This window comes from Bradyrhizobium barranii subsp. barranii (genome assembly GCF_017565645.3).
In the GTDB taxonomy this organism is placed as follows: Bacteria; Pseudomonadota; Alphaproteobacteria; order Rhizobiales; family Xanthobacteraceae; genus Bradyrhizobium; species Bradyrhizobium barranii.
The window spans coordinates 3799149-3819134 of record NZ_CP086136.1; the positions used below are offsets into that span (position 1 = coordinate 3799149).

The following is a 19986-nucleotide window of genomic DNA, read 5'->3' on the forward strand; positions in this document are numbered from 1 at the left end:
CGAAGCGGTAGCCCGCGGGGTGTATCGGCTGCGGACAACATCTTCGATCCGCCGGGCCCACGGTACCCCGCCAGCGTCTGCGGCCGGCGGGATACTTAGGTTTGGCCGAGCCTTTCCCGTTTCGCGAATGTTGCGTGGAATTGGCTGACTGGGCTCACTGCCAGATCGATAGACATCTTGAACCGCTGGCGAGAGATCTGGCCCGTTGCAATCTCTTAACCCTGCATGAGGGCTAAGCTTTCGGGAGTCATTCGTCGTGCAACGAGTTTTTGACGTTTTGCAACGTGTCCTTGGGGAAATCCGGTGGCCGGCCCATCGCATGACGCGTCCCAAGAACACGTTGCAAAACGTCTAAGACACGTTTTTTAACGTGCCATGTAATGGGGGGCCGAGTTCAAAAGTGCGCCGCCTCACCTCCCGCCGACGTCCACCAAAAGGGATGTGCCGAAGGGGGAAATTTCAAGCACGAGAAGCGGGCCTCTGCGCTCCACTTGTAACTGGATCTCGGGTGCTGGGGCGCCCTCACTTTGCTTTACTAAATTATCGGGGCGCCCGTCGAATTGCTTTCAGCAATTCGCCCGTCCGGCGCACCGCGCTGCCTGTCGCCATTCGCACTGGAACAGCCTTTTTAGGGAGACGGGCCCGGCTGGGAGGCGCTTTGATGTACTGCCGGGGCCGCTCCGCCAGCCGAGAGACAAGCTCAGCATCATTTAAGTGACGCTTGGCGTCCCAAGTTCCTGCCAGTCAGTCTGCGGAGTTCAGGGTGGTAAATGACGACGGCGGTAAGTCCGCAATAAGAGAGGGCCGCCTTGCGGGGCCAGTCTAATGTCATCAACGCCGATCAGCGGTCCGTACAAATACCGATAGACAGCGACGCCCCACTCTCATTAAGAGGAGCTATGGCGGAATCTGGGTGATGACGGTGTGAGGAAGGCGGCGTATCGAGGCGGGTGACGAGCCTGCCAGAACCTCTCGAGGAGAGCGATACGCCATGACCGAGACTACCAATGTTCTTGCTTTCCGTCAGCCGTCCGCGGTTGATGATCCACTGACCGATATCGTTCGTGCCGGCGCGCGGGACCTGCTTGCCAGGGCGATCGAGATCGAGGTTGGCGCGTTTCTGGCCAGCACGGCCAATCTGACGCTGCCCGACGGTCGAGCGCGCCTGGTCCGACATGGGCACGGTCCGGTGCGCGAGATTGCGACCGGCATCGGTCCGGTGGAGGTCGCTCGTCCCAAGGTCCGCGACCGCGGAGCGAGCGGGCCAGGCGACCGCCTCCGCTTCAGTTCGGCAATCCTGCCGCTATGGGCGCGGCGGACGAAGAGCCTGGATGCCTTGATCCCGGTCCTCTATTTGCGCGGCATCTCGACCGGCGACTTCCAGGAGGCGCTCTCGGCGCTGCTCGGCAAGGATGCGCCGAACCTGTCGCCTTCGGTGATCGCCGGCCTGAAGGCCGATTGGCAGGTCGAGTACGAACGCTGGCAGAGACGCGATCTGTCGGCGCGTCGCTATGTCTACATCTGGGCCGATGGCGTGTACCTGCAGGCCCGCATGGAAGATCACAGCGAATGCATGCTGGTGCTGATTGGCACCACGCCGGAAGGCAAGAAGGAGCTGATCGGCTTCCAGGTCGGCGTGCGCGAGAGCGCGCAGAGCTGGCGCGAACTCCTGATCGACCTGCGGCAACGCGGGTTACGGATTGCCCCGCAACTCGCCATCGGCGACGGCGCCCTCGGCTTCTGGAAGGCACTGGACGAGGCCTTTCCCGGCACGCGGCACCAACGATGCTGGTGCCATAAAGTGAGCAACGTACTCGACAAGGTCGCCAAATCCGTGCAGGGCCCCATGAAGAACGACCTGCGGAACATCTATCTGGCCCCACACCGGGCCGAAGCTGAAACCGCGATCGACGTCTTCGTCGAGAAATACCACGTCAAATACGGACGTGCGGTGGAGTGCCTGATCAAGGATCGCCATGCGCTGCTCGCCTTCTTCGACTTCCCTGCTGAGCACTGGATCCACCTACGCAGCTCGAACCCGATCGAGAGCGTCTTCGCCACGGTGCGCCACCGAACGGTGCGGACCAAGGGATCGCTGTCGCAACAAACTGCGAAGCTGATGGTGTTCAAGCTCATCGACGCCGCATCGAAGACCTGGCGGCGATTGAAGAGCACGAACCAGTTGCCGAAAGTCATCGCCGGTGTAAAGTTCATCGACGGAATCGAAGTCATTCCGAACACTGAAAGCCACGCCGCCTGATCAGGCCGCGTCACCCAAAATCAGCCATAGCTCCATTAAGAGTTTGGCGGGGCCTTTGGTTGACTTGGCAGGGCTAGGTTAGGCTGCGATTGCAGCGAGCCCATCGATGCCTGCCTGTACATCGATACTATTTACGTGATGATCGCGTCGCTTTGATCGCGTTCAGATTGTTCAACACCGCCTTGCGGTGTTTCGGACTGCGTCGGCTTACCGCGACGGCAACACCCCCTTGGTGGGGACCATAGTCAGTGGACTATGGTGAAGGCATCGCTCGTTCATTCTGAACTGACGCCCGGAACATTTGGCCCGCCAGCTCACGCTGGCGGCCGAGGCAAAAATATCAAAATGGCCTGGGCGAGTGTAACTCCGATGATGCTACCCACCACCTTCTGAGAGAGGTCGAAAAACGCTGGCTCGTGGTTAGGTGTCAACGCTTGCAGGAGCTCAAGCAAGACAGACACGCTTGTTGCCAGAGCGCAAGAGAGCGTGAACCGACCGGGTAGCAGAAAGGAAAGCAGAAATCCTAGCAGGCCATATGCGCTGAACCGCTCGACGACGACGACCCAATACGTTTCGGCGTGGCCCAGCAATGCTGGTCGACCCGCCAGTCTAGCCAACGTGGCGTAGACAATTAGAGCGAGGCAAATTCCCATCGCAGCGATAAGGCGATTCGGGTTCATGCCCTGACAGGGTAGATCATTGGTTGGCAGAAGCGCAGAAAAGCTGAGAGCATCGTTAAGAGGGAACTAGGCTTGGTCCAGGGGATTAGGCCGGTTCGGGCGGCGCATTGCCGTAATGGCAGGTGCAACCGTTCAGCCCTTTCGACGGCAAGCTTCTGATAGCCAGCGCCTGCGCTTCGAATTCAGCTTTCAGCCTGGGATTTATCTCTGTCTCAGCAGGCGCGCCGGTTCATGCTGGTGGTCCGCAAGCTACATAGACCACAAGCGGCGGTGCCCGCCGGTCTATAATCTAATCGCCCCCCGTTCGCTGAAAGGTCGGCGGGAATCTCTTTGGGACGAGTGGATCATCTTTCTGCGCCAGCTCTTCGATGAGCAGGAGAACCGCTAGTCGCGTCCCCGGGCTCTTGATCTCCTTGAAGGCGTTGGTCAGGCAAAGCACTTCGCGAGCGCCTTTGGAAATACACATGGGCACCCATTCAACGTAGGACGCGACAGGGGATCTGCTACGGCTTGCGCATTTCCGAGCAAAAGCCGGGCGAAAGGATCTAAGTGAAATATGCAAACAGCCCCAGTGAGAAAATTTAGCGGAATAATTTGTTAAATTTCAAACGTATTCTACGGTTCCCCGAAGGAACCGCCGAATTGCTTAATCTGTCTTCGAAACGATGGGGGCCTGCCGGTTCGGAATGTCGCTTCTCTTCGAGAGCAGGAGTGGCCCCAGCTCTTCCAAGGAAGCTCCAATGAGGACGGGTAAGAGAGACCAGGGCCGCTCCGGCCGGCGCGGATAGCAACAAGCCGGCCACGGTCAATCGGTCGGCTGCTGTGTCGTTCGTAAGCTTTGTCGCTAGCGGGTCGATGCTATCCGATCGACGTCAAGCATTACGCCACCGACCACCACCAGAACGCTCAACGGTCCAGGGGGTCTTTTACCCTCTGCAGTTAAATCGCACCCAGCGTATCCCTGATCAGGAACGGGGCTTTTCGGCCTCGCAATTATTGTTTGCTACCAAACGTTCCGCCACCGGTGATGAGAGCGAGTAAGGTATCGCCCGCTTGCCTTCGAGGTCAGTGAAGCGGACACCCGATCACCGCTCCCGCGCACCGCCAAGTAGAGTCCCCCAGTGTCCGCATGAACGCCAGCTTGCAGGGATTTAACTTGGTTCGAATTGAGTGTCACTTTAACGTTCCCCCTCCGCATACCACCTACCGTCACGGATGCTTTGCTGGTCATGGTCAGTCGTTCCACAATCGACTTGTCGGGATGTGTGACCATCACGGATACGATAAAGGGACGGATGCGTCAGCTTACCACTTTTTTGCCAGAACCGGCTGGCGTTCGGCGAATTTGTGCGAAGTCAGACGATGGTTCCTGAAGCTATGCTACTGTAAACAAATCAGAATACGAGATGTGACGATGCTCGGTGATGGCAGGCGCGGTACTAAAAATGGATACATGATCCGTGACGGCATTCGGTAAACTCGTCCGCACCACGGCATTCCGGCTGACGCTGGTCTACCTGCTGCTGTTCGCGATGTTCGCAGCCTCGCTGCTCGGCTATTTCGCCTGGAACACGCGGCGGTTGATCACCGAAGAGATCACGCAGACGGTGAATGCCGAGACCTCGGAGATCAACGAGATCTACGGCCGCCGCGGCCTGGTCGGCCTCGTACGCGCGATCGAATATCGGGCACTGCGACCGGGCGCCAATCTCTACCTTGTGACCACGCCCACGGGCCAGGCGATCGCCGGCAATGTCGGCTCGCTGGCGCCGGGCGTGATGGCGACGTTTGGCTGGACGGAGACCGCCTATCGCCGGATCGAGGACGCGGATGACCGCGACCATCGCGCGCTCGTGCGCGTCACCGAATTGGAAAACGGCTTCCGGCTCCTGATCGGCCGCGACCTCGCCGAGCGGCGGCGCCTCTTCGGCATCGTCGCCAAGGCCGCGCAATGGTCGGTCCTGATCGTCGTAGTGCTTGGCCTCGGCGGCGGCATCTTCGTCGCGCGCAGGGTGTTGAGGCGCATCGACGCGATGACCGGCACCGCGCAACGCATCATGACGGGCGATCTCAGTGGGCGCCTGCCGGTGGGGCGCAGCGGCGACGAACTCGATCGTCTTGCGGAAAACCTCAATGCCATGTTGGAGCGGATCGAGGCGCTGATGGCGGGGCTGAAGGAGGTCTCCGACAACATTGCGCACGATCTCAAGACGCCGCTGACGCGCCTGCGTAACCGCGCCGAGGAGGCGCTGGCGAAATCGGGCAGCGAAGCCGATTACCGTGTCGCGCTGGAGCGGACCATCGAGGAATCCGACGGCCTGATCCGCACCTTCAATGCGCTCCTAATGATCGCGCGCGCCGAGTCCGGACAGGCGCGCGGCAACATGGACGATTTCGACGCGGCCGACGTGGCGGGCGGCATCCACGAGCTCTACGAGCCGCTGGCCGAGGAGGACGGCATGACCTTGAAGGTCAAGACCAATCCCTCGCCGGTTCACGCCAACCGCGAATTGATCAGCCAGGCGCTCGCCAACCTGGTCGAGAACGCGATCAAATACGGCAAGCCGGTCGCGCAGACCGGTGGAACCGTGGTCAGCATGGACAGCAGGCAGATCATCATCGAGGCGAAGCACGAGGGCGACCAGGTGCTGCTCAGCGTCACCGATCGCGGCCCTGGTATCCCCGAAGCCGACCGCAAGCATGTCGTCGAGCGATTCGTGCGGCTTGAAGCCAGCCGCACGCTGCCGGGCTCCGGCCTCGGTCTCAGCCTTGCCGCCGCGGTTGCGACATTACATGGCGGAGAATTGCGGCTGGGTGATGCCCAGCCCGGCCTCGTCGCCACGCTGGTGCTCCCGGCGCGTGTCGGCGACAGGGTTGCTCCGCCAATGCAGGATGTGCCACAGAAGGTGGCATGAACCACTCCGCGCCGGGAAACGCGGACAAGCATGGTGAGGGCCTGGCCGCGCGCTTCGCGGAGGCTCCCCATATTGCCGCTTCCACAACTGAAGAACGACGTCTTGAAAACTGGCTGGCTGAGCTCGAGCCGGTTCAATCAGCCCGTCTCGAGGCCCTGCTGGTCCATCCCTTCGCGCGGGATATTTTGGCCGGCATCGCCGAATTCTCACCCTATCTGTTTGATCTCGCGCGCGCCGAGGCGCCGCGCCTGATCCGGCTGCTCGAATGCGATCCGGACGCGCATCTGGCCGCGCTCATCGCGGAGGCGAGGGATGCGGTCCTTGTGGCGACCGATGAAGCCGAGGTGATGCGGCGGCTTCGCAGGATGAAGGCGGAAGCGGCGCTTCTCACCGCGCTGTGCGATATCGGCGGCGTCTGGCCGGTGATGCGGGTGACGGCGGCGCTGACCGATGTCGCGGTATCCTCGGTGCAGGCGGCGCTCCAATATCAGCTGCGTCAGGAAGCCGCACGTGGAAAAATCCTGCCGCCCAATCCCGAAGCTCCGGAAGAGGGCTGCGGCCTGATCGTGCTCGCGATGGGCAAGATGGGGGCGGGCGAGCTGAACTATTCCAGCGACATCGACCTCATCGTGTTCTTCGATCCCGATGCCACGACGCTCGCGCCCGACATCGAGCCGCAGCCGTTCTTCGTGCGGGTGACGCAGGGCGTGGCGCGCATTCTCCAGCAGCGTACCTATGACGGCTACGTCTTCCGCGTCGACCTGCGCCTGCGTCCCGATCCGTCCTCGACGCAAGTGGCGATTTCGCGAGACGCCGCGCTGAACTATTACGAGCGGGAAGGGCGCACCTGGGAGCGCGCCGCGATGATCAAGGCGCGTGCCTGTGCCGGCGATGCCAAAGCGGGCGAGGCGCTGCTCGCCGAAATCGCGCCCTTCGTCTGGCGCAAGCATCTCGACTTCGCCGCGCTTGCCGACGTCCACGACATGAAGCGGCAGATGCAGACCTATCGCGGCCAGAGCGAGATCGCGGTCGAGGGGCACAACGTCAAGGTCGGGCGTGGCGGTATTCGCGAGATCGAATTTTTCGCGCAGACGCAGCAGCTGATCGCCGGCGGTCGCCATCCGGAGTTGCGGGTGCGGCCGACGCTCGCCGCGCTCGATATTCTCGCCACCAGCAACTGGATCACCTTTGCCGCGCGTGACGAGCTGACCATTGCCTATGAATTCCTGCGCCGTGTCGAGCACCGCCTCCAGATGATCGCCGACGAGCAGACCCATGCGTTGCCCGACGACAAGGAGGCGGTCGAGCGCTTTGCGCGCTTCCTCGGCTATCCGGATCGCGAAGCCTTCGCGCGCGACCTGTTGCGGCAGCTCCAGATCGTGCAGGGACACTACGAAAAGCTGTTCGAGGGCGATGACCCGACCGGCACGGCAAAGCTGCCGGCGCTCGACTACAGTGCAGGTCCTGACGATCCGCGCCTACTGCAATATTTGACGACGCTCGGCTTCAAGAAGCCGGCCGCACTCGCGCAGACCATACGTGACTGGATCACAGGCGACTACCGCGTGTTCCGCAACGACCAGACGCGAAGCGCTTTCGTCGAGTTCGTGCCGGCCCTGATCGACGGCCTCGCGCGGGCCGAGGAGCCGGATCGCGCCGTCGTGGCGTTCGATCAGTTCCTCCAGGCACTCCAGCTTGGCGGGCGGCTGATCACGCTGCTCGGCCAGAACCGCGATCTCGTCGCGCTCGTGGCGCTGGTGCTGGGCGCGGCGCCGCGGCTCGGCGAGATGCTGGCGCGGAAGCCGCAGCTCATGGACGGCCTGATCGATCCCAGATTCTTCGGCGCGATGCCGGACAAGCGGGAATTGTCGGCGCGATTGGCCGCGACGGTGCGCGACGCCGACTCCTATGAGGAATTTCTCGACCGTCTCCGCCTGTTCGGGCAGGAGAGCCTGTTCCTGATCGGCACGCGCATTCTCTCCGGTACGGTCTCGGCGCAGCAGGCCAGCACGGCTTTCGCCGATGTCGCCGAAGGCATCGTCCACACCGTGCACGATCTTGTCGCCGAACGCTTCGCCGCCCAACACGGACGTATCAAGGATCAGGAGACCGCGATCATCGCGATGGGCCGGCTCGGCAGCCGCGAGATGACGGCATCGTCCGATCTCGACCTGATCCTGCTGTACGATTTCGACAGCGACAATCCGGACTCCGACGGGGCCAAATCGCTTCAGGGCGCCCACTACTTCGCGCGCTTCACCCAGCGCCTGATCAGTGCCTTCACCACACGCACCAATTACGGCGTGCTGTACGAGATCGACATGCGGCTGCGCCCGTCGGGACGCGCCGGTCCGGTGGCGTCGAGCCTCGTCTCATTCGCGGACTACCAGGCCAACGAGGCCTGGACCTGGGAGCACATGGCCCTGACCCGCGCCCGCGTGGTATCGGCCTCGGGTGAATTCCGTGAGCGGATCGAGCGTATCATCCGCGATGTCCTGACCCGCCGCCGCGATCGGGCGACCATTGCCAACGACGTCGCCGACATGCGGCGCGCCATCGCGCAGGAGAAGGGCGAGAGCGACCATTGGGATCTCAAATACGCTGCAGGCGGCATGGTCGATATCGACTTCATCGCGCAATATCTCCAGCTCGTGCACGCCCATGACAAGCCTGAAATTCTCGACGTCAGCACCCTTCAGGTTCTGGACAACGCCGCCAAGCTCAACGTGCTCCCGCAATCGGAGGCGGAGATCCTGCGCGCGGCGGCGCGGCTCTATCACGACCTGACGCAGATCCTGCGGCTCTGCGTCAGCGACGGCTTCAAGCCCGAGACTGCCGGCACCGACCTTCAGCGCGTGATGGCGCGCGCCGGCGATGCGCCCGACTTCTCGTCACTGGAGGCGCGCGTGAAGGAAACGCAGAGCGAGGTGAGGCGCGTATTTACGGCGCTGCTGGAAGGGACGTCGTCTGCTTCAGCGAGGTAAGAGCCTCGCGCACGTTCGGCTCCAAGCCTGCGCCGCCCGCGTCGAGATGGGCGAAGATCGCGCGCTTCATCCGGGGATCCCAGAACTTCTTGATGTGGTCGGCGATTCCCGGCACGGCCTTGTCGTGACCTTGGCTCTTGAAGAAGGTACCGATCTGGTTGGCCATGTAGACGAGGCGGTCAGGCGACGACATCGATAATCTCCCGAGCACGATGAGCCGTAACGCGACTCTGGTGCGTGAATACTTCAAACCCATCGCTGCGGGCAATCGCGATCAACGTGATGCCGGCGGCCTCCGCGGTGCGAACCGCGAGCGCGGTGGGCGCCGAAACGGCGACCAGCACCGGGGCGCCGATTGCGGCCGTCTTCTGCACCATCTCGACCGAGACACGGCTCGTCAGCAGCACCATGCCCACGCTAGCGTCCGTCCGGCTGCGCGCCAGCGAACCTGCGAGCTTGTCTAGCGCGTTATGGCGGCCGACGTCCTCGCGCAGGGCCACAATGCCATTCGATGGCGACCAGAAGGCTGCAGCGTGGACCGCGCGCGTCTGCATGTTGATCGATTGCAGGGGCGCGATCGCCTGCATCGCCGTCATGATCTGTTGCGGCGTGAAGCTGGACCCTGGTGGGACGACGGCCGCGGGCCGCACGGCCTCGGCGATTGAATCGATGCCGCAAATGCCGCAGCCGGTCGGGCCGGCAATGTGCCGCCGCCGCTCGCTGATGCGCGCGGCATCTTCCGAAGCCAGCCACATGCGCAGCTCGATGCCGTCGTCGAGGCGGACCACTTCGAGCGACTTGATGTCGTCGACCGACCTGATGATGCCTTCGTCCAGGCTGAAGCCGACCGCAAAATCCTCGAGGTTCTGTGGAGTCCCCATCATGACGGCATAGCTGCCGCCGTTATAGGTCAGCGCCAGCGGCGTCTCCTCCGGGATCAGGCGCGCGCCTTCGGACGCGACTCCGTCGCGCCAGATCTCGCGGTCGATGGCCTGGACCGGCACGTGCATGCCGTTACTCCGCTGCCTCGGCCGGCGCGATGCGGCGGGAGTGCTGCGCCTGCGCGTCATAGGCCTTCTGCCAGTCGGACGGGCCGTTCGACGGCGAGATCTGCACCGCCGTGACCTTGTATTCGGGGCAGTTGGTGGCCCAATCCGAATAGTCGGTGGTGATGACGTTGGCCTGCGTGTCCGGGTGATGGAAGGTGGTGTAGACGACGCCCGGTGAGACGCGGTCGGTGATCTCCGCGCGCAGCGTGGTTTCGCCCGCACGGCTCGCGAGCCGCACCCAGTCGCCGTCGCGCACACCGCGCTGCTCGGCGTCGTGCGGATGAATCTCGAGCCGGTCCTCGGCATGCCAGACCACGTTCTCGGTGCGCCTTGTCTGCGCGCCGACATTGTACTGGCTGAGGATGCGGCCCGTGGTGAGCAGCAGCGGGAAGCGGGGACCGGTGCGCTCGTCGGTCGCGACATATTCCGTGACGATGAACTTGCCCTTGCCGCGAACGAAGCCGCCGATATGCATCACCGGGGTGCCCTCCGGCGCCTTCTCGTTGCAGGGCCACTGCACCGAGCCGAGTTCGTCGAGCTTGGCGTAGGAGACGCCGGTAAACGTCGGCGTCAGTGCCGCGATCTCGTCCATGATCTCGGACGGATGGCTGTAGTTCATCTCGAAGCCCATGGCCTTGGCGAGGGCGATGGTGACCTCCCAGTCGGCCATGCCGTTCTTCGGCGTCATCACCTTGCGGACGCGCTGGATGCGGCGCTCGGCATTGGTGAAGGTGCCGTCCTTCTCGAGGAAGCTCGAGCCGGGCAGGAAGACATGGGCGTAGTTCGCGGTCTCGTTCAGGAAGAGGTCGTGAACGATGACGCATTCCATCGACGACAGCGCCGCCACCACGTGCTTGGTGTTGGGATCGGACTGGAGGATGTCCTCGCCCTGCACGTAGATGCCCATGAACGTGCCTTCGATCGCGGCATCGAACATGTTGGGAATGCGCAGGCCCGGCTCCGGGTTGAGCTTGACGTTCCAGAGCGCCTCAAACTGGTCGCGCACAGCGTCGCCCGAGATGTGGCGATAGCCCGGCAGCTCGTGCGGGAACGAGCCCATGTCGCAGGAACCCTGCACGTTGTTCTGGCCGCGCAACGGGTTCACGCCGACGCCGGGGCGGCCGATATTGCCGGTCGCCATCGCGAGGTTGGCGATCGCGATCACCGTGGTCGAGCCCTGGCTGTGCTCGGTGACGCCGAGGCCGTAATAGATCGCGCCATTGCCGCCGGTGGCGTAGATGCGCGCGGCTTCACGCAACACCTGCGGATCGACGCCGGTCAGGATCGCGGTGGCTTCGGGGCTGTGTTTCGGCTGGGCGACGAAGGCGGCCCATTCCTCGAACTCGGCCCAGTCGCAGCGCTCGCGCACGAAGGCTTCGTTGGCGAGGCCCTCGGTGACGATGACATGAGCCAGCGCGGTCACGACCGCAACGTTGGTGCCGGGCATCAGCGGCAGGTGCAGCGCCTTCACGTGCGGCGATTCCACCATTTCGGTGCGGCGCGGATCGATCACGATCAGCTTGGCGCCCTGGCGCAGCCGCTTCTTCAGGCGCGACGCGAACACCGGGTGGGCGGAGGCGGGATTTGCACCAATGATGACCGCGACGTCGGTATCTTCCACCGAGTCGAAGTCCTGCGTGCCGGCCGACGTGCCGAAGGTCTGCGACAGGCCGTAGCCGGTCGGCGAATGGCAGACGCGGGCGCAAGTGTCGACATTGTTGTTGCCGAAGCCGCCGCGGATCAGCTTCTGCACCAGATAGGTTTCTTCATTGGTGCAGCGGGACGAAGTGATGCCGCCGATGGCGTCACGGCCGTATTTCTTCTGGATGCCGCGCATCTTGGCAGCGGCAAACGAGAACGCCTCATCCCAGGACACTTCGCGCCAGGGATCCTCGATCCGCTCGCGGATCATCGGGTTGAGGATACGCTCCTTGTGGTTGGTGTAGCCCCAGGCGAAGCGGCCCTTGACGCAGGAATGGCCGCGATTGGCCTTGCCGTCCTTGTACGGCACCATGCGCACGACTTCCTCGCCGCGCATCTCGGCCTTGAAGGCGCAGCCGACGCCGCAATAAGCGCAGGTGGTGACGACGGAGTGCTCGGGCTGGCCGATCTCGATCACCGACTTTTCCGTCAGCGTCGCGGTCGGGCAAGCCTGCACGCAGGCGCCGCAGGAGACGCATTCGGAGCCGAGGAAGCTCTCGCTCATGCCGGGCGAAACACGGCTGTCGAAGCCGCGGCCCGAGATGGTCAGTGCGAAGGTGCCTTGCACTTCCTCGCAGGCGCGGACGCAGCGCGAGCAGACGATGCACTTCGACGGATCGTAGGTGAAATAGGGGTTGGATTCGTCCTTGGGCATCCAGGCGGCGTTGACCTCGCCGTTGGATTTGGCGAAGACGTGGTTCTCGCCCTCATAGCCGTAGCGCACGTCGCGGAGGCCCACGGCGCCGGCCATGTCCTGCAATTCGCAATCGCCATTGGCGCCGCAGGTGAGACAGTCGAGCGGATGGTCGGAGATGTAGAGCTCCATCACGCCCTTGCGCAGCTTCTTCAGCCGTTCGCTCTGGGTGTGCACGACGAGGCCGCTCATGACCGGCGTGGTGCAGGAAGCGGGCGTGCCGGCGCGGCCCTCGATCTCGACGACGCAGAGACGGCAGGAGCCGAACGCGTCGACCATGTCGGTCGCGCAGAGCTTTGGGATCTGGTGGCCTGCATCCATCGCGGCCCGCATGATCGAGGTGCCCTCGGGCACCGTGACCTGGTTGCCGTCGATGGTCAGCGTCACCATCGTCGTCGATTTGGAGCGCGGTGTGCCGTAGTCGATTTCTTCGATCAGAGACATCGTCGTTCTCCTATTCCGCGGCCTGAAGCGTGGTCGGGGCCGGGATGAAATCTTCCCGGAAATGCTTCAATGCGCTGAGCACGGGGTAGGGCGTGAAGCCCCCGAGTGCGCAGAGCGAGCCGAATTTCATGGTGTTGCAGAGGTCCTCGACGAGCGCGAGATTTTCGCTCACGCGCTCGCCGCGGATGATCTTCTCGATGGTCTCGACGCCACGGGTCGAGCCGATCCGGCAGGGCGTGCACTTGCCGCAGGATTCGATGGCGCAGAATTCCATGGCGAAGCGCGCTTGGTTGCGCATGTCGACGCTGTCGTCGAACACGACGATGCCGCCATGGCCGATCAAGCCGTCGCGTGCGGCGAAGGCTTCGTAGTCGAACGGGGTGTCGAACAGCGCGCGCGGGAAATAGGCGCCGAGCGGGCCGCCGACCTGCACCGCGCGGACCGGGCGGCCCGTGAGCGTGCCACCGCCGATGTCGTCAACGAGCTCGCCAAGCGTCACGCCGAACGCGGTCTCGAACAGCCCGCCATGGCGTATGTTGCCGGCGAGCTGGATCGGCATCGTGCCGCGCGAGCGGCCCATGCCGAAATCAGCATAGGCCTTGGCACCTTCGGCGAGGATGAAGGGGATCGCCGCGAATGACAGCACGTTGTTGATGACGGTCGGCTTGCCGAACAGGCCGTGATGCGCCGGCAGCGGCGGCTTGGCGCGGACCAGGCCGCGGCGTCCTTCGAGACTCTCCAGCAGCGAGGTCTCTTCGCCGCAAACGTAAGCGCCGGCGCCGACCCGCACTTCGAGATCGAAGCTGTAGGTGGAGCCGCCGATCTTGTCGCCGAGATAGCCGCCGCGCTTTGCTGCCTTGATGGCCGCGTTCATCGCTTCGACGGCGTGGGGGTATTCGCTGCGGATGTAGATGTAGCCCTTGGTCGCGCCGACGGTGATGCCGGCGGTGGTCATGCCCTCGATCACCAGGAAGGGGTCGCCTTCCATGATCATGCGGTCGGCGAAGGTGCCGCTGTCGCCTTCGTCGGCGTTGCAGACGATGAACTTGCGGTCGGCCTTCGCTTGCGCGACGGTCTTCCACTTGATGCCGGTCGGGAAGCCCGCACCGCCGCGGCCACGCAGGCCGGATGCGGTGACCTCGGCGAGGATCGCATCCGAGCCGAGCGACAGCGCGCGCTCGAGGCCCTTATAGCCGCCATGGGCGCGGTAGTCGTCAAGCGAGCGCGGATCGATCACGCCGCAGCGGGCGAAGGTGAGGCGGGTCTGGCGCTTCAGCCAGGGGATCTCGTCGGTCGCTCCGAGCCGCAGCAGATGCGGCGTGTTGCTGGCGAGGGCGTCGAGCAGGGAGGGCACATCGGCCTCGGTCACCGGGCCGAAGGCGATCCGGCCCTGCGGCGTCGCAACCTCGACCAGCGGCTCCAGCCAGTACATGCCGCGCGAGCCAGTCCTGACGATCTCGACTGCAACGCCGCGCTTGGCCGCATCCTGCTCCAGCGCCAGCGCAACCTCGTCGGCGCCAACCGCAATCGCACCCGCATCGCGTGAGACGAATAGACGCATGCTCATCGCTGTGCCTCCGCGACCAGTGCATCGAGGCGCTTCTCATCGAGCCGGCCAATGAGGCGGCCGTCGAGCATGGCGGACGGTGCGGTCGCGCACAGCCCGAGGCAGTAGATCGGCTCCAGCGTGACGCGATCATCGGCGGTCGTGTTACCGAGGGGCACGCCAAGCTTCGCCTCGGCGCGCGCAGCGAGAGCATCGCCCCCCGCAGCCTGACACGCTTCCGCGCGACAAAGCTTCAGGACATGACGCCCGGCCGGCTTGTGCCTGAAATCATGGTAGAAGGTGAACACGCCATGCACCTCGGCGCGCGACAGATTCAGCGCCTGCGCCACCATGGGGATCGCCGCCTCCGGCACGTAGCCGAACGCCTCCTGAAGGGCGTGCAGGATGACCAGCGTCGCGCCCTCTTGCTTCGCATGTTCGGCGATGATCTCGGCGCCGCGCGTCTCGTCCCAAGGCTCGTAAACCGCTGTCATTCTTTGTTCTCAGATTGAGCGTCCCTTGATCGCAAACTATTTGGAATCGTTCGAAGATCAATAAAGCTGTCTCATGCTGCGATTGCGAATTGCGATCGATTTGGAAGTGCAATCAGACGATACGGAAATGCAATTAATCGCGTTCCGCTTGCCGGTTTTTCCGTGTTGGTAATGACCTGCCGTGCTAGCTTGCGTGCCACGATGGCATCCGAGGGGACGACCGGTTGATCGACAAGCTTGAACTGCTGCTGGCGCTGGCGAAGGAGCGGCATTTCGGACGCGCGGCAGAAGTCTGCGGCGTGACGCAACCGACGATGTCGACCGGGCTCAAGCAGCTCGAGGAGATCCTCGGCGTGATGCTGGTCCAGCGCGGCTCCCGCTTCCAGGGTTTTACCCCCGAGGGCGAGCGGGCGCTGGATTGGGCGCGGCGGATCGTGGGCGATGCCCGCGCCATGCGTGACGAGATCAACGGGCTGAAGCACAAGCTCTCCGGCGAAATCCGCATCGCGGCGATCCCGACCGTGCTCGGCATGGTCGCCCAGCTGACGACGCCGTTCCGCGCCAAGCATCCCGAGGTGCGCTTCCGCATCCAGTCCACCACCTCATCAGAGGTGCTCGGGCTGCTCGAAAATCTCGAGGTCGATGCGGGCCTGACCTATATCGAGAACGAGCCGATCGGCAAGGTGCGCACCATTCCGCTCTACAACGAGAGCTATCGCCTGCTGACCGCGCCGGACGGAATGTTCGGCGATCGCGAGACGGTGACGTGGAAGGAGGTCGGGCAGGTGCCGCTGTGCCTGCTGACGCCCGACATGCAGAACCGCCGCATCATCGACCGCGCGCTCCGCTCGGTCGGCGCGGAGGCGACGCCAACCCTGACCTCGAACTCGCTGCTCGTGCTGTTCACGCATGTGAAGACGGGGCGCTGGGCGAGCGTGATGCCGGCCAAGCTTGCCGAGACGCTCGGCCTGTCCGATACGGTGCGCTCGATCCCGATCACCGATCCTGATGTCAATTACAGCATCGGCATGGTGATTCCGCAGCGCGATCCGATGACGCCGCTGATTGCGGCGCTGGTCAACGTCGCGCGCGAAGTCGCGCCGTCGCTGCAATTGTAGGGTCTACAGCGTTTTCGAGCGAAGTGGATACCGGTTCGCGTTAAGAAAACGCGTCAAAACAAGAATCCAGAGCTTCGGTTCTGATCCAATCAGAACCGATAATGCACTAGGCCGCAGCCGACATCCCGGACGCCGCCTTGATCGCATCGCGCGGCAGGGTCACGCGGACGACGGTGCCCACCTCGATCTTCGAGCGCAGCCGCATCGAGCCGCCGTGGAGCTGCGCCAGCGAGCGCGCGATCGCAAGTCCAAGTCCGGAGCCGTGATAGGTCTTGGTGAGCTGGCTCTCGACCTGCTCGAACGGGCGGCCGAGCCGTGCCAGCGAATGCGGCGCGATCCCGATGCCGGTGTCGGCGATCAACAGCACGATCTTGTCGTCGAGCTGCCGACTGCGCACCACGATGCGTCCGCCGTCGGGCGTGAACTTCACCGCATTGGAGAGCAGGTTGACGATGATCTGCTTGGTCGCGCGGCGGTCGGCAACGACCGAGATCGATTTCTCGATCCCGGCGTCGAGCGTCAGATGCTTGTCTTGTGCGCGGCCGGAGACGACACGGAGGGACTCCGCGAGCGTCTGTCCGAGGTCGAGCTCTTCCATGTCGAGCTTCATGCGGCCGGCTTCGATCTTGGACATGTCGAGGATGTCGTTGATGACTTCGAGCAGGTAATGGCCGCTGGTCAGGATGTCCTGGCAGTATTCCTGGTACTTCTCCGAGCCGAGCTCGCCGAACATGCCCGAGCCCATGATCTCGGAGAAGCCGATGATGGCGTTCAGCGGCGTGCGCAGCTCGTGGCTCATATTGGCGAGGAATTTCGACTTGGTCTGGTTGGCTTCCTCGGCGCGGGTCTTCTCGCGCTGATACTTCTCGGCGAGGTCGGCGAGCTCGTTGGTCTGGCGCTCCAGCGCGGCCTGGGAGCGCTTCAGGTCGATGACGGTGGCGCGCAGGCGCAGATCGTTGTCGACCAGCTTCTGCTCGTGCTCCTTGATGCGGGTGATGTCGGTGCCGACCGAGACGTAGCCACCGTCCTTGGTGCGGCGCTCGCTGATGTGCAGCCAGCTGCCGTCGTCGAGCTGCGCCTCGAAGGTGCGTGCGCCCGGACCCTGGCTGGCCGTCTCGTTGTGGCGGGTGCGCACCTCCGGCATCCGGCCGACCTCGAGCACGGTCTCGTAGGAGGTGCCGGGGATGACGGCGGTGTCGGGCAGCTTGTGCAGGCGCTGGAAGTGCGAGTTGCAGAGCACGAGGCGGTCGCTCGCGTCCCACAGCACGAAGGCCTCCGGAATGGTCTCGATGGCGTCGCGCAGGCGGAGGTCGGCTTCGACGGTGCGTTCAGCAAGGCTCTTCTGCTCGGTGATGTCGACGGCGATGCCGATCAGGTGCACGCTGGAATCGGTCGCCCCGTGCGTCTTCTCGCAGCGGACGCGGAGCCAGATCCAGTGACCGTCGACGTGCTGCATGCGGAAGGTCTGGTCGATATGGTCGATCTTCCCGGAGATGAGCTGGTCGGCGATCTCGAACAGGTCGATGTCGTCGGACTTCACCAGCGCATTGACCTCGCCGAAGGTGAGGAGCTCGTTACGGCCGTCGAGGCCGAGCATCGAAAACATCGACTGCGACCAGAAGATCCGGCCGCGCGACAGATCCCAGTCCCACAGGCCGCAGCGGCCGCGGTTGAGCGCGGTGTCGATGCGGCCGCGCACGGCGTCGTTGATGAGGTCGCCCTCGCGGGCGCGGGTGGACTGCCAGTGGAAGGCGAAGCCGAGGATCAGAACGACGAAGCCGGTGGTCGCCGACAGCGTCACCGAGAGCGCGGCGTCCGAGCCCCAGATCGGCTCGTTGCGCTCCTGGATCACGGTGACGAGGCCCGGCAGCGACTTGATCTGCCGCGAGGTCACCATTGCGGCGTTGCCGTTCGGCAGCGTCATGTCGGAGACGTTGCTGTCGCGCGGCGGCGCCGCGAGCAGTTGCGCCGTGGTGATGGCATCGAGCAGGCGGTCGTTGCCTGAGGGGTCGCGGTCGATCGGAATGCGGGCGAGGATGCGGCGGTCGACGCCGGCCGAGGTGACGACGACGTGGCGGCCGGAGGCCGTGCCCCAGGACGGGATCAGATCGGGCAGCAGCGTCGGCAGGTTCTCGATGTTCTTGAGCCGCTCCTGCCGCGACGAGGTCAGGCGATCGATCCGCTCTGCGAGCAGGTCGGCCAGCGCCGAGATGTCGTGGCGGAGCACCTGCCGCTTCTGGCGCGTCTGATCGACGACCTGCACGAACGCGCCGAGACAGATCGTGACCAGGAACGCGATGATCAACGTCGGCACGGCGCGGCGCAGCGCCGGCTCCGCGATCAGGAGCCGATGATAGGCAGGTTTCGCGATCGATTGCGCCAATCCCTTGATCGAATCGGATTGGACGCGCACGTTCGCGGCGTCTGCACGCGACATGCCTTCTGCCCCCTGGAAAACCTGCTTGCAACTTGAGTTCGGAAGCAGCCCCACATCGCTTCCGAATCAAGCCTGATTTGAATCCAGTTTTCGCAGGCTGTCGAGAGTCAACGAATCGTTAACGCGAATTTATTCTTATCCAACGCGCAGTTTGCGCATTTTGCGTCCGCAAACTTACGTGCATGGTGAGTCCGAAACGAGAACGTGTGACTCCCCGCACATTTCGCGTCACGCCCGCGGCGGCTCGGCGTGGCTGATCACGCGCTTCACGCTCGGGAACGCGCGGCGGAGCGCGCGCTCGATCGCGTCGACATGCTCGTGCACCTTGATCACGCTCATCGAGGGCGTGGCGCGGCAGTGGAAATTGACGATCTCGCCGGCGTCGGTGTTGCGGACACGCACATTGTGGATGTCGTAGATCTCGCCGCCGGCGGCATATTCGGTCAGGGCGGAGGCGATGGCCCGCACCCGTTCCGGCACGGCATCGACCCCGAACGGCAGTTCCGGTTCCAATGGCTCGATATGGACGTCGACCTCGACGTCCGCGCCGAACTCCTCCTGGATGCTGCGCTCCAGCGTGTTGGCGATGTCATGGGCGGCGTCGAGCTGCATCCCGGCGTCGACCTCGAGGTCGATGCCGACGATCAGCTTGGCGCCGAGGTCGTGCACTGTGACGTGGTGGATGGCGAGGCCTGAATTGTGGGCGATGACCATGATCCGGTCGCGCACGGTCTCGTTGTCGCGCGCGACGGGGACGGCGGTGAAGGTAAGGTCGGCGTCGCCGAATGCCTTGTCGACCGCCGCCTGCGCCTTGCGCTTGATCTCCTCGACGCGGTCGATCGGATAGGTTCGCGGCACCTTCGCGATGGTGTCGATGAACATGGTCGCGCCCACCATGCGCAGCCGCAGCCGCTCGACGTCGATCACGCCGGGCACGCCAAGGATCGCGGCCGTGGCCTTCTCCTGCGCGCCCTCGGGGGCGCGATCGACCAGCGTCTGCACGGTCGAGCCGGCCATACGCAGGCCGAGCAGGGCGATCATCACGGCGACGGCGGCGGCCGCCGCGGCGTCGCCCCACCAGAAGCCGAGGGCGGCCAGGATCAGGCCGATGATCACGGCGAACGAGCCGAGTACGTCGGAGGCGAAATGCAGCGCGTCCGCCGCGAGCGCCTGGCTGCGCGTTTCCCGTGCAGCGCGGTGCAGGGCGCGGGCACGCCACAGGTTCACGACGATGTCGATCACCAGCACCACGAACGGTACGGCCGAGATGGTCGGCGGCGGGGTTCCCTCGCGCAGGCGGCTGTATGATTCGACCAGGATGCCCCCGGCCAGCACGTAGAGCAGGGCGGTGACACCGAGCGCGGAGATGCTCTCCAGCTTGCCGTGGCCGTAATGGTGCTCTTCGTCGGCCGGCTTGTCGGACACCCGCACCACCGCCCAGGTGATGATGGTCGCGACCAGGTCGATCGAGGAATGCAGGGCCTCCGAAATCAGCGCCAGCGAGCCGATCGCGATCCCGACCGCAAACTTGGCCGCTGCCATGCCGCCGCTGGCGAAGATCGAGATTGCGGCGACCGAGGTCTTGTTGTGCTGTGCGCTCATGGCCGGGGATTTAGCAGCCTAGGGCTGAACATCAAGCGACGATCCACAGCTGTAGTCGCGAG

11 protein-coding genes are annotated in these 19986 nt (G+C 64.1%); 4 read left to right on the forward strand and 7 right to left on the reverse strand.

Features of this window, described 5'->3' with window-relative positions; translation table 11 throughout:
* Positions 1-991 precede the first annotated feature (991 nt).
* From J4G43_RS18030 to J4G43_RS18040, 3 genes are all read left to right on the forward strand, one after another.
* Complete coding sequence (locus J4G43_RS18030) at positions 992-2260, forward strand: IS256 family transposase (protein WP_038952271.1); 1269 nt, start codon at positions 992-994, stop codon at positions 2258-2260.
* A 2140-nt stretch (positions 2261-4400) separates the two neighbouring features.
* Positions 4401-5855, forward strand: a complete 1455-nt coding sequence (locus J4G43_RS18035; RefSeq protein WP_208085802.1) for a sensor histidine kinase — start codon at positions 4401-4403, stop codon at positions 5853-5855.
* Entirely contained in the window at positions 5852-8839 is a 2988-nt protein-coding gene (locus J4G43_RS18040; RefSeq protein WP_208085803.1) for a bifunctional [glutamine synthetase] adenylyltransferase/[glutamine synthetase]-adenylyl-L-tyrosine phosphorylase, read from the forward strand. Before J4G43_RS18035 ends, J4G43_RS18040 begins: the two co-directional genes overlap by 4 nt.
* Here J4G43_RS18040 and J4G43_RS18045 read toward each other — a convergent pair.
* Genes J4G43_RS18045 through J4G43_RS18065 form a run of 5 tightly spaced genes read right to left on the reverse strand, consistent with a single transcriptional unit; the run spans position 8796 to position 14767 of the window.
* The gene (locus tag J4G43_RS18045; RefSeq protein WP_028151503.1) at positions 8796-9032 is read right to left on the reverse strand and encodes a formate dehydrogenase subunit delta; all 237 of its coding nucleotides are present in this window, start codon (positions 9030-9032) and stop codon (positions 8796-8798) included. The genes J4G43_RS18040 and J4G43_RS18045 overlap by 44 nt on opposite strands.
* Positions 9019-9849: a formate dehydrogenase accessory sulfurtransferase FdhD gene (gene fdhD, locus J4G43_RS18050; RefSeq protein WP_135215014.1), complete on the reverse strand. Its 831-nt coding sequence runs from the start codon at positions 9847-9849 to the stop codon at positions 9019-9021. The genes J4G43_RS18045 and fdhD overlap by 14 nt, the downstream gene beginning before the upstream one ends.
* A 4-nt stretch (positions 9850-9853) precedes the next feature.
* On the reverse strand, positions 9854-12727 hold the full coding sequence (gene fdhF / locus J4G43_RS18055) for a formate dehydrogenase subunit alpha (RefSeq protein WP_135215013.1): 2874 nt from the start codon (positions 12725-12727) through the stop codon (positions 9854-9856).
* A gap of 10 nt (positions 12728-12737) precedes the next feature.
* Complete coding sequence (locus J4G43_RS18060; RefSeq protein ID WP_135215012.1) at positions 12738-14294, reverse strand: formate dehydrogenase beta subunit; 1557 nt, start codon at positions 14292-14294, stop codon at positions 12738-12740.
* Positions 14291-14767 carry a formate dehydrogenase subunit gamma gene (locus J4G43_RS18065; protein ID WP_135215011.1) on the reverse strand — a complete coding sequence of 159 codons (477 nt, stop codon included), beginning with the start codon at positions 14765-14767 and terminating at the stop codon, positions 14291-14293. The genes J4G43_RS18060 and J4G43_RS18065 overlap by 4 nt, the downstream gene beginning before the upstream one ends.
* Before the next feature lie 224 nt (positions 14768-14991).
* On the opposite strand from J4G43_RS18065, the gene J4G43_RS18070 reads away from it, so the two are divergent.
* Positions 14992-15885, forward strand: a complete 894-nt coding sequence (locus J4G43_RS18070; RefSeq protein WP_135215010.1) for a LysR family transcriptional regulator — start codon at positions 14992-14994, stop codon at positions 15883-15885.
* A gap of 106 nt (positions 15886-15991) precedes the next feature.
* On the opposite strand, the gene J4G43_RS18075 is transcribed toward J4G43_RS18070, so the two are convergent.
* Together J4G43_RS18075 and J4G43_RS18080 are read right to left on the reverse strand one after the other, a co-directional pair.
* The gene (locus J4G43_RS18075; RefSeq protein ID WP_135215009.1) at positions 15992-18322 is read right to left on the reverse strand and encodes a PAS domain-containing sensor histidine kinase; all 2331 of its coding nucleotides are present in this window, start codon (positions 18320-18322) and stop codon (positions 15992-15994) included.
* 228 nt (positions 18323-18550) lie between these two features.
* Positions 18551-19924 (reverse strand): cation-efflux pump, encoded by a 1374-nt coding sequence (locus J4G43_RS18080; RefSeq protein ID WP_085400612.1) that lies wholly within the window; start codon positions 19922-19924, stop codon positions 18551-18553.
* Positions 19925-19986 lie beyond the last annotated feature (62 nt).